Source organism: Candidatus Megaera venefica (assembly GCF_034554655.1).
In the GTDB taxonomy this organism is placed as follows: Bacteria; Pseudomonadota; Alphaproteobacteria; order Rickettsiales; family Rickettsiaceae; genus Megaera_A; species Megaera_A venefica.
The window spans coordinates 1-12,646 of the sequence record NZ_JARJFB010000034.1 but is presented as its reverse complement, the minus strand read 5'-3'; the positions used below and the strand labels follow the sequence as shown (position 1 = coordinate 12,646).

Genomic DNA, 12,646 nt, shown 5'->3' with positions numbered 1-12,646 from the left:
CTTCAGACACATCAAGATCTTGCTGCAAATATTCATAACCACAAAAATATTGCCAATAAATATTTTCCTTTAGCTCTTCCTCCGTAAACGAATCAGAACCGTTGTACATAGCTTGAAGCATTGATAGTGCTAGCATTACTCTATGATCTTTCTTATTTCTACCAAATTGCTTGATTTCAATGTTAGGCAATGCTCTGGCTTCAAGTTCAGACCAATTTACTAAATCCCTTAGTTTATATAACTTGTTTTTAGGATTTAGTTTTGTAGATAATTTCTCTTCAAATAACCTTTCTTGTTTTTGGAGAAAAGTAATATTTTCTATAGGCATAATTTTAAAATCCGTAAGCTTTATGCGGTAATTATACCATTTTCTTATGGATTTTGTAAGCTGTTTATGACATGAAACCCCTTGTTAATTCAGGCGGGGAGAGTTTTGACGGAGGGACTTTCTACGGTTTTATAATGAATGTTACCCACAAGTGGGTGGTGTCAAATAGTTTTGCTGAACGGTGTTTTAGATAATTATAATAGTCAATTATTGACCATTATCCCCGAACTATTAGCTATGAGCCAATTTTAGTTGGGACTGATTTTTGATAAGCTGTAATAGAAGCTTCATTTAACAGGGTGATACCTACTCTTATATTCTTTATACCAAATGGATCTTTAGGATCAAATGGTTCTCTATCAGACAATCCTATGATTTTAACTACTTGTCCTTTATCAATTAGTTTTTGTGTCATAAACTTACGCACTTCATTCGCACGATCAGCTGAAATGTTCCAAAAATCTATGCCAGTGTCACTACCAGCTTTGACAGAAGCTGTATGACCACTGATGGATATATAGTTAGGTTGTGTGCTAACCATTTTGGCGATAATAGTTATTATCTTCTCCATGTATGGTTGCAGATCGGCGGTATTTGGTTTAAACATTGGCCTATTATCGCTATCCATAATTTGGATACGTAAACCTTCATTTGTAATGTCTATTTGTATGTTATCGGCAAAGCTCTTAAGCTCTGAGCTTTGTTGGATGCTATTCATTATGCTGATAAAATGATCGCGCTCTATGTCGCTCATATTACTTGGCATGCGTGCTGAGTCTACTCTGTGCCCTTTAGACGGTGAGCCATAGATTAATGAGCTTGAAGCTGCATTAGGTGCGCCAGTACCTTTTTCGATGTTAGCATCAGCGCCCCCATCAAATCCAAGTCCAGCCTTATCACTAATTGATTCGGTAGGTGTAAAATACTGAGCAACTCCTTGAAGTGTAGCTTTATCAGAAACAGAAATTAACCAAAGTAGCAAAAAGAACGCCATCATGGCTGTTACAAAGTCTGCATAGGCCACTTTCCAAGCTCCACCGTGGTGACCACCACCTTGTACTTTCTTTATCTTCTTAATGATAATTTGCTGCTGCTTAGCCATCATCAGCCCATTATTTTCATTGAATTTTCGTTGATATAAGTATCAAGTTCTTCGAAAGAAGGTCTCAGGTCTTCTGGTATGTTTTTTCGCATGAATTCAACAACAATAATCGGTGGATTCCCGTTCAGGTAAGCGATAAAACCAGCCTTAGCGCAATCAACAAACTTTACTTTATAATCACCATATTTATGTAAGAAATGCCCCATGGGTCCAAACAAACCGTATGCTGTAAGAACACCAAGGAATGTACCAACTAGTGCTGCTCCAATAAGAGAGCCAAGCACGTCTGGTGGTTCCATAATACTTCTCATCGTAATGATTACTCCCAGCACTGCGGCGACAATTCCGAGAGCTGGTAGAGAATCTCCAAGGTTGGAGTAAACATCGCCGGCTGAAGCTGAACTACTTTTATATAGTTCAATTTCTTTGTCCATTACATCTTCAAATTGATGGGCATTATCCATTCCCATCGTCATTAGCCGCAAATTATCAGCAACAAAATCCTGAACAAACTGCTCCTTTTTAAGAGCTGGTGCAAGTTTAAATAATTCGCTTTCAGAGATATTTTCGATATGAGATTCAATCTCGAGCATACCCTTAATCTTCATGAGTTTAAAAGTATTAAAACTAAACAATAGAAGTTCCATGTAATCTTTTTTAACATAAGGCTTACCCTTCATGATTTGTTTAAAGCCGGCTAATGCCTTTTTTAAAGAAGACAAAGGAAATCCTATTATTACGGATCCAAGACCAGCACCTAATATTATAACAAATTCATTTGGTTGATAAAGAACCCTAAGGTCTCCATGGTGCATGGTATAACCTAGCACCACCGACCCAAAAACAATCACAATACCTAGTATATAAAACATCGATTATAAGCTTCTATTTTAATTATATTAATATATGGTTAGCTGGAAGTATCTTTTTTGTTATCTCTATCAAAAGTGCCTTAATAGTTCCAACGTAGTCAGCTGCACTTTGCATAGTCTAGTCTTCTTTTTTAAAAAATTGCTTCAAAAATTTTATTTGATCTAGATATTATTCTTAATTACATTCTTAATTATTAGCGATAATACAACAGCTTAATCATTATAACTTATTTTTTCTTAGTTTACTAAAAAAACTTGCAATAATTGTTTCCGATTCAAGTCTTTGTATGCCGGAATAAATTTCTGGCCTATAAAAACAAGAGTTTGTTGTATAAAACCTTACGCCATTTTCTACAGCCCCCTGTTTTTCGTCAGAAGCAGCATAGTACATTCTTGCTATTCTTGCATTTGAAATAGCACTTGCGCACATTGTGCAAGGTTCTAGGGTAATATATATATCACAATTTAATAAAGTTTTATTATTAATTTTTTTGCAAGCCATATCAATCGCAATCATTTCGGCATGTAAATTTGGATTATTTCCTTGTTGTGACATGTTATGAGCACTCGAAATCACTGTGTTAGTAAGATGATTTACTATAACACAACCAACGGGCACTTCTCCTTCTAAGTAGGCGAGGCGAGCTTCGGCTAGAGCCATGTGCATATAAAAATTATTAAAATCAGTATCGAAATTTGCCATGAAACCGAGCTCTATAAGAAGTTATTTAGACAGGATCTTGGTGAATTATAATCTCAGCTTTGGGAAAATGCTTTATTAATTCTGCTGCTATTTTATCTGAAATGGTATGAGCCTCAAGTAAAGATAAGTTTCCATCGATTTCTAAGTGAAATTGAATAAATGGTTTATCACCAGCAGATCGAGTTTTTAGTTCATGAACTCCTTTTGCTTGTGAAAAGGCATTAATAATTTGTAAAATCTTTTCTCGATCATTATCTGCAAATTCTTCATCGGCTAAGTTGCGGATCGCATCTCTAAAAAGCTGGCAAGATGCATAAAATATATAGAGTGAAATACCTATCCCGACCAGAGCATCGATATACCAAAATGAGCTACTTAAGTATAGTGAAACAACAACAGCTATATTTGTCAAAAAATCTGAGAAATAGTGCAATTTATCAGCCGCAATGATCTTTGAACCAGTTTTTTTTACAACAAAGCTTTGATAAAGAACTAAACAAAATGTTAGAAAAATACATAAATACATAGCGTTTGCACCAAACTCAGCATTTTGGGGGATATCCCTTAAATACAAAGCTTTGCTGGAAGAGAATAGAGTAAATAAACAGGATATCAGAAAAAATATTGACTGTGAAAAGATCGCTAAATCTTGGAATTTATCGTGACCAAATCTGTGATTATCATCAGGAGGAGCAAGTGCAATTCTTACGGCAATTAAATTAATAAATGAAGAAGAAATATCTAGTAATGAATCTATAAGGGAGGCGAGCATAGATTGAGATTCAGTCGTGATCCAAGCATAACTCTTTATTGATATAATTATAAAGGCAACTACAACAGATGCATAAGATGCAGATTTGATTAAGCCTTCCTCTTTAAGTCGTAACATGAGTGTAATTTATTTGCAATATACTAGCTAAACGTTTATTATACTAGTATCTAGGAAATTAATGTCAATTTTTTGTACCTTGGAGAAAGAATTTTTATGAAAAAAATAGCAAACTTATTATTAATTACTTTTGTTTCGATTTCAATAGCTGCTTGTAATGGGCAAATGAACAAGCAGGGCGGTGGAACTTTGATCGGTGGTTTAGCTGGTGGTTTGCTTGGGTCTCAATTTGGTGGAGGAGAAGGAAAGCTCGTTGCTGTTGGAGTAGGAGCGCTTGCAGGGGCATTAGTTGGTGGTCAAATTGGAAAAACTATGGATGAGTACGATAGACAAATGCTACAAAAAAGTTCGCAGCAGGCTCTTGAATTCTCTCCTGCTGGTAGTAGTGTAGCTTGGAATAACCCGGATAGCGGAAATCATGGTTCTATAACTCCAACAAAGACATTCAAAGAAAGTGGGCAATATTGCCGTGAATATCAGCAAGAAGTTGTAATTGGTGGTGAAAAACAAAAAGCTTATGGTAAGGCGTGTCGCCAGTCAGACGGTAATTGGAAAATAATCCAATAATATAGTGTATACAAAAGTTGAATTAGGTGCAACTTGTCATGGCAAGAGACCTATGGATGTACCCGAAGAAAAAAATCACCCCAAACTTGATGTTGGATCTTTTTGTGCCTCACCGCGATTCGTCATCTCGGGCCTGGTCCTGGATCTCAGGCAAGGGAAGGAGATCCTGAAACAAGTTCAGGATGACGATTTGGAGTCCATGAAATGGCCGTACAGAACTACACGACTCTACTCCTTCTCCATAGTTCAGGTTAAAATATAGCAAATAACCATATGATCCCACTTATTGAATTCAAATCTTTATCAAAAAGATTCGGTAACCACAAAGTGGTTGAGGGGGTGAGTTTTAAGTTAAACAAAGGCGAAATTACTACCTTAATTGGTCAAAATGGAGTTGGTAAAACTACATTAGCCAAAATTATATTAGGTCTTGAGCCATATGATAGTGGCGAGTTAATAATTGCAAAGGATTTGCGTATTGGTTATGTGCCGCAAAGCTTAGATTTAAGTTTTGCGATTCCAATAACTGTAAAAGGGTTGTTAGAAATCCTATCTCAGCATAAGACAATATCTAAAGATTTTGCTTTGTCTTATTTTCTAGATTTCGAAGAAATAAAGAATAAAGATATCTCCGAAATATCAGGTGGGCAGTTACAGAAAGTTCTTCTTGCGGGAACAATCATGAGCAAACCAGATTTGATAATTTTGGATGAACCAACTCAATATCTTGATGTTGCAAGTCAACAAGAATTTTATAAAACATTAGTGGAGCTAAAGAATAAATTTGGAATAACAATTTTCATGATATCACATGATTTATTCACCGTAATGAAGAACTCGGATCAAGTTATTTGTCTAAATGGTCACGTTTGTTGTAGCGGTAAACCAACAGACATAGACAGTAATAGCGATTTTAAAAATGCTCTATCTGAAATTGGTGTTTATATTCATACTCATGATCATAAACACTAAATGCTAAAATCCTTATCCTAAATTCGTGTTAAAAATATGGCGACCATAATACTAGTATCTATTCTAATAGGTTTGATTTTTGCTCCACTTGGTTGTTTTGTCTTGTGGAAGCGTTATGTTTATTTTGGTGATGGGCTTGCTCATGCAAGTATGCTAGCGCTAGCTATAAGCGTAATTGCTGGATTACCAATTATATATGCGGGTATTGTTAATACATTACTTTTTGCTTTATTAGTTTTTAAGGTAAAAACTAAATCAGGGAATAATGCCGCTATTGGTATGACCTCAAGTATTATGATCTCATTGGCCTTGATAGTGGCTGATATTTTTCCTGGTCGATTTAATTTTAATAGCATGTTTTTTGGTGACATAATAACTGCCACTAGCGAAGATGTGTTTAGGTTGTGTATAATTCTAGGCGTTACTTCTCTCTTTTTGGTAATAGCATTCCGTCAACTTATTTTGACAATACTCAGTAGAGATATAGCCCATTCTAGGGGAATTCGTGTAAAACTCCTTGAGTTTCTTTTCTTATCAATTTTATCATTTGCAGTAATTGCAACCATAAAAATTGTAGGAGCGCTTTTGGTTACTAGTATGATACTAATACCAGCTATGATTGCACGACTTACCTCTAACACCCCAATAATGATGATTTGGTTAGCAATCTTTTTTGCTGGGGCAATGAATCTTTCTGGAGTGTTATTGTCGCTTTATGCTGATTTGCCTTTTGCCCCAATTGTAATTTTATGTGGTGGGGTGATATATCTGGTTACTTACGTGGCTATGAATAGTTTTAGCTTTAAAAGATAGCATAGAGGTCAAAACTTGGGACAAAAGCAGAAGGATGGTTTTGTCTAGGGTGCAACGAAGGAAGATCCTGGGGCAGAAGCATGCGAAGCAAACAAATTCAATACATCGTTTGCTGTTTTCTTAAATTCATATTAAAAACCAAGCTGTTTAACAATTAGGCTTTTATAACTTTCGAGTAGTTTATCATCATCTTTTTTGCAATGGGTAATTTGACCGTTACAATTTTTTCTCATCAATGAATTGGCTTTGTAGAAAGGGTCGTTATTTAATTTTGCCATATCAAGAATGAGTCCAGGAATAAAAGTTATGTCAAGTTCTGGATAGTTTAAATCATTCCTAATATCAAAATTTGCATTCACATTATAAAAGGTTTTGAAATAATCCTTAATATCTCGAGTAAATCTAAGTTGGGTTGAGAATCCTTCGAAAGATGGTAAGTGATCACCAAAATTTACAATTATAGTTTTCTTTTTCCGTTTCATTAATTTTTCAATTAGATCCATTTGGTCTTCGTTTGTTTTTGTCAGCCTTGAGATGTAATCATTAAGTTTTGAACATAGTTGATCGTTCATCGAACGGCTACAACCTATATTGTCTAAGAAAAAGCCTGAATGTGGTCCATGATTAAGCATTGTCGCTGCAAAGATATATTTGGGTTTTTCTGGGTTTCTATCAAGTGCATCGATTACCATATCTCCAATCATTTTGTCCGGTATATGACCCCAACTTTCCGGCTCAAACCCATATTCGTAGATGTCTGTAACCTCATGAGACCCTAGCTTTGTATAAGCATCTAGTGCTAAGGAGAAATTTTTATCAACCGGATATAGAACTTCAATTCTATACCCTAAAGATCTTAAGTGAGACATGATAGAATTTCTTGTATGTGGAACAAGAGTAATGAAGGGCATATAGCTTGGACCGGCAAATGACTTATGTGATATGCCAGTATTTATCTCATATTCACTGATCCAGGAGCTGCCACCAAACGTATTAACATTCAATATTCCGCTATATTTTGTGTATTTCCCTTTTTGAAAAAAAGCAAATTTTAGTGCGTCCGCAAAGTCGTAATCTAGTTTGCTAGGATCAAATACTGATTCGTTGAGGATGACCACTACATCAGGCATTTCATCTTGCTTTGTGATGATTGTATTTTTCTCTTTTTCTATTTTGTCTAGTATCAGGCTTTCGTCAATTTTGCCCGATTTGGGTTCAATATAAATGTCTTGAATGGTAAATACTATATCGGCGAAAGGGCCATATATTTTTCTAGGATAGTCTTTGCTTTCATTTTTTATTGATTCAATTGCTAAATGAAAATATGATTTTTTATCGAACGCGATCTCAAATAACTTGGAACTTAGCAAGATTGCTACGCCGAAAGATACCATTCGCAATGCATAAAAGTTTCTGCTTCCAAGCCGTTGTTTGTCAAGAAAAGTATCAAATTTATTCCAAAGCAGAATAAAATTAATCAATAAAAGTATAAATATTAAGTAAATTTCTTTAGTTGCATATTCATAAATAAGTCTTAGCAGACCATGGTTGATTAATAACTTAAGCATGAAAAAATCTGCTGCAGATATTTCTTGCATCAAGAATTGCCATTTTATCAGCTTTATATAATCAAACAAAACAGCCAATAGAAGGGTTGAAAAACCAGAGAAAAGAATGCGGTTAGTGATTAGTATTATTATTAGATAGACGTAAAGGGCTATTATTAAGTTTGCAAGCAGTAAGGTAGTATGAAATTTAGTTGTAAAACCAAGAAATAACACAAGAATACCAAACCATGTGGTTAAAGAAAAATACAATTCTTTTAGAGATATTTTATGATCAACTATAGCGTCAATTATATTAAAAATTTTCTTCATCAATTATTGCTTATTATTGGTTTCCAATACAAGATAGACGAAAAATCGTTCCAATCAATATATTCACGATAAAAGACTTGCTTCTTTTAAAAAATTAGTGCATATTACGCGGTGAAGTCTAAGGGCGATTAGCTCAGCTGGTAGAGCATCTCGTTTACACCGAGACGGTCGGCAGTTCGAATCTGTCATCGCCCACCAATATATAGTCAAAAAATTTAATTTATACATTATTGAAATAAATATGAAAACAAACACAAAACAAATTGCATTCGTAGTAATAGGGCTGCTAATCGTAACTGCTGTATTTACTTTTTCAAAGCTAAATATGGCCTCGGCTGCTAAGACGGATGGTAAAAAATTTGATGATTGGATGGTTTCGTGTAAGCCAGCTGATGAGAAAACAAATACTCCAGAAATGTGTTTGTTAAATCAACAAGTTAATGTTACGCAGGAAGATAAGACGCAACAACCTATGGCTTTATATCAAATTGGTTATTTTGGCCCTCAAAAAGAATTAAAACTTATCCAGACTTTACCACTTGGAATAAGAATTGAAGCTGGTACTTCTATAATAAGTTCTAAAAAACTAATTGCTCCTGGCAAGTATACAACATGTATTGCAAGTGGATGCCAAGCAGTTGTTCCTCTTTCTGATGCTGATCTAAAAGCATTGCTTTCGAATTCTGAAAATGCAGTGGCGTTTATGAATCTTGAGGGTAAGCAGCTTACTTTACCGCTATCAATAAAAGGTCTTGAAGAAGGGTTAAATTACATTAAATAGATAAAATTTTGTTTTTAAGGGTTAGTTGTTTTTTTACCGTGTTATAGTAGGTAGGAATAACTGCCCTTATACTCTTTGATCGAAGCCTTTCTACTTAAAAACTAATTTCACGATTAACACGGTTCATCAATTCCTATCATTTTCTTGGTTGTTCTAGTTATTGTTGCGCTGTGCTAATTATACAGAATGCGCTCTAAATTAAGCTGCATTGCTATATATTTCTTTAGTTTGTGTCTAAGTTAAGTTATAATTACCCGAGGTTTGTCTTGATAGTGCTTTACTAACATCTATTTAGTGCTAGCTATAACACTTTGAAGTTTACAAAAACTTAGTGTTGATAAGTTCGTTTAAGTATTATAAAGCTGACTGTTATTTTATTTTTACATAATTTAACTATGAAAAGATTTTTTACCACATTATTGTTTATCCTGGCGCTTGGAAATATAGCGTATGCCCAGCCACTACCTTGGCAAATTGATTTTCAGGAAGCAGCTAGTCCTTTGATGAGAGAATTACACCACTTTCATAATTTCTTACTTATAATATCTACAGCTATTGTTTTATTTGTAATATTTCTTATTTGTTACGTAATATTCAGGTTTAATGCAAAATCTAATCCAATTCCAGCAAAGTTTACTCATAATATTGCTATCGAGGTGATTTGGACAGTTATACCGATAATAGTTTTAGTTGTGATTGCTATACCTTCTTTTAGACTTTTAAAAATGGCTGAACACACACCTCCTGCAGATATGACAATCAAGGTCGTTGGCTCTCAGTGGTTTTGGTCTTACTCTTATCCTGATCATGGAAATTTTGAATTTGATAGTTACATGATTCAAGATGCTGACCTGAAGCCTGGACAATTACGTCTCCTGGAAGTTGATAATAGGATTGTAGTTCCTGAAGGAGCGACTATAAAATTTTTAATTACGGCGTCAGATGTTTTGCATAGTTTTTCTGTTCCAGCTTTTGGCATCAAGATTGACGCGGTGCCAGGGAAAATTAATGAAACATGGGTCAAAGTTGAGAAAAAAGGCGTTTTTTATGGTCAATGTTCAGAGTTGTGTGGTGTTAAGCACGGTTTTATGCCTATAGCAGTTGAAGTTGTTAGCAAAGAAGCTTTTGATGCATGGATAAATAGTGCAAAGGTAAAATTCGCTAGCAATAGTCAAATAAGATTAGCGCACAATGGGACTAAATAATGGAAAAATATAATATGAATGATCATGGACATGATGATACACCTCGTGGTTTGAGAAGATGGCTAATGTCAACTAACCATAAAGATATTGGAACTATGTATATTATTTTCGCAATAATTGCTGGTTTGATTGGCGGATTATTTTCTGTATTATTTCGTTTGCAGCTTGCATATCCAGGGTCGAATTTCTTAGGCGGAGATCATCAATTTTATAATGTTTTGATTACTGCTCATGCATTAATCATGGTGTTTTTCATGATCATGCCAGCACTGTTTGGTGGATTTGGTAATTGGTTTGTTCCATTGCTGATTGGTGCGCCAGATATGGCTTTTCCAAGGATGAATAATATTAGTTTTTGGTTGTTAGTACCATCTTTTACTCTTTTGCTTTTATCCAGCTTAGTTGACGGTGGTGCTGGGACTGGATGGACTATTTATCCTCCCTTAAGTAATTTAAGCGGTCATCCAGGGGCTGCGGTGGACATGGCAATCTTTAGTTTACATCTTGCTGGTATGTCGTCAATTTTGGGATCGATAAATATCATAGTTACAGTTTTTAACATGCGTGCTCCTGGAATGGGATTGTTTAAAATGCCTTTATTTGTTTGGTCAATCTTAATCACAGCGTTTTTACTTGTGCTTGCATTACCGGTTTTGGCTGGTGCAATAACTATGTTGTTGACTGATCGTAATTTTGGTACGCATTTCTTTACTCCAGAGGGAGGTGGTGATCCTGTACTATTTCAGCACCTCTTTTGGTTCTTTGGTCATCCTGAGGTATATATTATAATTTTACCTGGTTTTGGGATTGTATCGCAGGTTATTTCGACATTCTCGCGTAAGCCTATATTTGGTTATACTGGAATGGTTTGTGCTATGGCAATTATTGGCCTTATTGGGTTTGTTGTTTGGGCGCATCATATGTTTACTGTAGGTCTGTCTTATAATGCTTTATTATATTTTACAGCAGGAACAATGGTTATAGCTGTTCCAACTGGTATTAAAATTTTTAGTTGGATTGCCACTATGTGGGGCGGATCGATTAGTTTTAAAACGCCTATGCTATTTTCTATAGGTTTTATTATTTTGTTTACATTTGGTGGTGTTACTGGAATTATTTTATCGAACTCAGCCCTAGACAGAGTTTTACATGATACTTATTATGTTGTTGCGCATTTTCACTACACAATGTCACTTGGAGCGCTGTTTACAGCCTTTGCTGGCTTTTACTATTGGTTTGGTAAAATGTCTGGTAAACAATATCCTGAATGGATGGGTAAAGTCCATTTTTGGGTAACATTTATTGGTGTAAACCTTACTTTCTTTCCACAACATTTCTTGGGTCTAGCTGGAATGCCAAGAAGAATACCAGATTACCCTGATGCTTTTGCTGGATGGAATTATATTTCAACTGTTGGATCATTAATTTCTATGGGAGCTGCGTTATTCTTTGTATTTATTGTATTTTATACATTAAAATTTGGTAAAAAATGCCCTGATAACCAATGGGGAGAAGGGGCTGATACTCTGGAGTGGACAGTGAGTTCACCTCCTCCATACCATACATTTTATAAGCAACCAGTTATAAAATAGTAATGAGTAAAGTTGTTGCTGGAAGAATACATATTGACTCATATGACCCTTCAGTAAAGGACTATCTAGCTCTTATGAAGCCACGAGTTATGTCTCTTGTGGTATTTACAGCCTTTTGTGGGTTATCACTTGCCCCAGGAAATATTCATCCTTTGATTGCAATATCTGCAATTTTATTCATAACAATTGGTGCTGGATCAGCTGCAGCAATTAACATGTGGTACGATCGTGATATAGATGCAATTATGAAGCGCACCCAAAAACGTCCAATTATAACAGGAGCTATAAATCCTGATGAAGCATTGTCATTTGGGATCGTAACTGGTGTTTTATCGGTGATTTTGATGGCTTTATGTGTGAATATCACATCGGCAATTTTACTTAGTATAACCATCTTATATTATGTATTTATTTATACAATCTGGCTTAAACGTTCTTCCATTCAAAATGTAGTCATTGGTGGTGCTGCGGGAGCATTGCCTCCAATGATCGGGTGGGCGGCAGTGAGTGGGGAGGTTTCTTGGCAGTCATTTACTTTATTTGCGATAATTTTTATGTGGACCCCACCTCATTCGTGGGCTTTAGCTTTGTTTAGAGTACAGGATTATCGAGATTGTGGTGTACCAATGATGCCGGTGATAAAGGGAGACCAATACACCAAAAAACAAATCTTTTTATATAGTGTTTTGATGGTGATTACCACTTTAGTGCCTTATCTGCTAGGTATGTCTAGCCAAATATACTTGGCACTAGCATTAATTTTAGGTGCAGGGTTTATATATTATACTATAAAATTATTTGTCGATGCTAATAACAAATATGCTAAGAAACTTTTTTGGTATTCTATTTTTTATCTGTTTGCTATTTTCTTAAGTTTATTAGTGTTTTAATTGAGATAAAATCTATTCTATAGTTTAGCTTTTAGTAAGCTACCCAACATTATCC

The 12,646-nt window shown here is 35.1% G+C and carries 14 protein-coding genes and 1 tRNA gene; 9 read left to right on the top strand and 6 right to left on the bottom strand.

Features of this window, described 5'->3' with window-relative positions; genetic code table 11:
- Positions 1-328: transposase (locus Megvenef_RS03260; RefSeq protein WP_322776028.1), on the bottom strand; the 328-nt coding region annotated here is incomplete at its 3' end.
- A 71-nt stretch (positions 329-399) separates the two neighbouring features.
- Here Megvenef_RS03260 and Megvenef_RS03255 point away from each other — a divergent pair.
- Positions 400-522, top strand: a complete 123-nt coding sequence (locus Megvenef_RS03255; protein WP_322776565.1) for a hypothetical protein — start codon at positions 400-402, stop codon at positions 520-522.
- A gap of 41 nt (positions 523-563) precedes the next feature.
- On the opposite strand, the gene Megvenef_RS03250 is transcribed toward Megvenef_RS03255, so the two are convergent.
- The 4 genes from Megvenef_RS03250 to Megvenef_RS03235 form a co-directional block, all read right to left on the bottom strand.
- Entirely contained in the window at positions 564-1,430 is an 867-nt protein-coding gene (locus tag Megvenef_RS03250) for a flagellar motor protein MotB (protein ID WP_322776564.1), read from the bottom strand.
- Positions 1,431-1,432: 2 nt separating this feature from the next.
- Complete coding sequence (gene motA, locus Megvenef_RS03245; RefSeq protein ID WP_322776563.1) at positions 1,433-2,302, bottom strand: flagellar motor stator protein MotA; 870 nt, start codon at positions 2,300-2,302, stop codon at positions 1,433-1,435.
- 220 nt (positions 2,303-2,522) lie between these two features.
- Entirely contained in the window at positions 2,523-3,005 is a 483-nt protein-coding gene (locus Megvenef_RS03240) for a nucleoside deaminase (protein WP_322776562.1), read from the bottom strand.
- 25 nt (positions 3,006-3,030) lie between these two features.
- Positions 3,031-3,894 carry a cation diffusion facilitator family transporter gene (locus Megvenef_RS03235; protein ID WP_322776561.1) on the bottom strand — a complete coding sequence of 288 codons (864 nt, stop codon included), beginning with the start codon at positions 3,892-3,894 and terminating at the stop codon, positions 3,031-3,033.
- A gap of 96 nt (positions 3,895-3,990) precedes the next feature.
- On the opposite strand from Megvenef_RS03235, the gene Megvenef_RS03230 reads away from it, so the two are divergent.
- The 3 genes from Megvenef_RS03230 (at position 3,991) to Megvenef_RS03220 (ending at position 6,246) form a co-directional block, all read left to right on the top strand.
- Complete coding sequence (locus tag Megvenef_RS03230; protein WP_322776560.1) at positions 3,991-4,461, top strand: RT0821/Lpp0805 family surface protein; 471 nt, start codon at positions 3,991-3,993, stop codon at positions 4,459-4,461.
- Between the two features lie 273 nt (positions 4,462-4,734).
- Positions 4,735-5,433: a metal ABC transporter ATP-binding protein gene (locus Megvenef_RS03225; RefSeq protein ID WP_322776559.1), complete on the top strand. Its 699-nt coding sequence runs from the start codon at positions 4,735-4,737 to the stop codon at positions 5,431-5,433.
- 36 nt (positions 5,434-5,469) lie between these two features.
- Positions 5,470-6,246: a metal ABC transporter permease gene (locus Megvenef_RS03220; protein ID WP_322776558.1), complete on the top strand. Its 777-nt coding sequence runs from the start codon at positions 5,470-5,472 to the stop codon at positions 6,244-6,246.
- A 131-nt stretch (positions 6,247-6,377) separates the two neighbouring features.
- On the opposite strand, the gene Megvenef_RS03215 is transcribed toward Megvenef_RS03220, so the two are convergent.
- Positions 6,378-8,123 (bottom strand): sulfatase-like hydrolase/transferase, encoded by a 1,746-nt coding sequence (locus Megvenef_RS03215; protein WP_322776557.1) that lies wholly within the window; start codon positions 8,121-8,123, stop codon positions 6,378-6,380.
- A 122-nt stretch (positions 8,124-8,245) separates the two neighbouring features.
- Here Megvenef_RS03215 and Megvenef_RS03210 point away from each other — a divergent pair.
- From Megvenef_RS03210 to cyoE, 5 genes are all read left to right on the top strand, one after another.
- A tRNA-Val gene (locus Megvenef_RS03210) sits at positions 8,246-8,321 on the top strand.
- 43 nt (positions 8,322-8,364) lie between these two features.
- Positions 8,365-8,904, top strand: coding sequence for an invasion associated locus B family protein (locus Megvenef_RS03205; protein WP_322776556.1), 540 nt, complete (start codon positions 8,365-8,367; stop codon positions 8,902-8,904).
- Between the two features lie 395 nt (positions 8,905-9,299).
- Positions 9,300-10,109 (top strand): cytochrome c oxidase subunit II, encoded by an 810-nt coding sequence (gene coxB / locus Megvenef_RS03200; RefSeq protein WP_410519753.1) that lies wholly within the window; start codon positions 9,300-9,302, stop codon positions 10,107-10,109.
- Entirely contained in the window at positions 10,109-11,701 is a 1,593-nt protein-coding gene (ctaD, locus tag Megvenef_RS03195; RefSeq protein ID WP_322776555.1) for a cytochrome c oxidase subunit I, read from the top strand. Before coxB ends, ctaD begins: the two co-directional genes overlap by 1 nt.
- Before the next feature lie 2 nt (positions 11,702-11,703).
- On the top strand, positions 11,704-12,591 hold the full coding sequence (gene cyoE, locus Megvenef_RS03190) for a heme o synthase (protein ID WP_322776554.1): 888 nt from the start codon (positions 11,704-11,706) through the stop codon (positions 12,589-12,591).
- The last annotated feature ends 55 nt before the right edge of the window (positions 12,592-12,646 follow it).

What these genes read in the sequence shown, in the direction of transcription:
- Megvenef_RS03255 (WP_322776565.1), top strand. Translation starts at nt 400, where the DNA reads ATGAAACCCCTTGTTAATTCAGGCGGGGAGAGTTTTGACGGAGGGACT.
- Megvenef_RS03250 (WP_322776564.1), bottom strand. Translation starts at nt 1,430, where the DNA reads ATGGCTAAGCAGCAGCAAATTATCATTAAGAAGATAAAGAAAGTACAA.
- motA (WP_322776563.1), bottom strand. Translation starts at nt 2,302, where the DNA reads ATGTTTTATATACTAGGTATTGTGATTGTTTTTGGGTCGGTGGTGCTA.
- Megvenef_RS03240 (WP_322776562.1), bottom strand. Translation starts at nt 3,005, where the DNA reads ATGGCAAATTTCGATACTGATTTTAATAATTTTTATATGCACATGGCT.
- Megvenef_RS03235 (WP_322776561.1), bottom strand. Translation starts at nt 3,894, where the DNA reads ATGTTACGACTTAAAGAGGAAGGCTTAATCAAATCTGCATCTTATGCA.
- Megvenef_RS03230 (WP_322776560.1), top strand. Translation starts at nt 3,991, where the DNA reads ATGAAAAAAATAGCAAACTTATTATTAATTACTTTTGTTTCGATTTCA.
- Megvenef_RS03225 (WP_322776559.1), top strand. Translation starts at nt 4,735, where the DNA reads ATGATCCCACTTATTGAATTCAAATCTTTATCAAAAAGATTCGGTAAC.
- Megvenef_RS03220 (WP_322776558.1), top strand. Translation starts at nt 5,470, where the DNA reads ATGGCGACCATAATACTAGTATCTATTCTAATAGGTTTGATTTTTGCT.
- Megvenef_RS03215 (WP_322776557.1), bottom strand. Translation starts at nt 8,123, where the DNA reads ATGAAGAAAATTTTTAATATAATTGACGCTATAGTTGATCATAAAATA.
- Megvenef_RS03205 (WP_322776556.1), top strand. Translation starts at nt 8,365, where the DNA reads ATGAAAACAAACACAAAACAAATTGCATTCGTAGTAATAGGGCTGCTA.
- coxB (WP_410519753.1), top strand. Translation starts at nt 9,300, where the DNA reads ATGAAAAGATTTTTTACCACATTATTGTTTATCCTGGCGCTTGGAAAT.
- ctaD (WP_322776555.1), top strand. Translation starts at nt 10,109, where the DNA reads ATGGAAAAATATAATATGAATGATCATGGACATGATGATACACCTCGT.
- cyoE (WP_322776554.1), top strand. Translation starts at nt 11,704, where the DNA reads ATGAGTAAAGTTGTTGCTGGAAGAATACATATTGACTCATATGACCCT.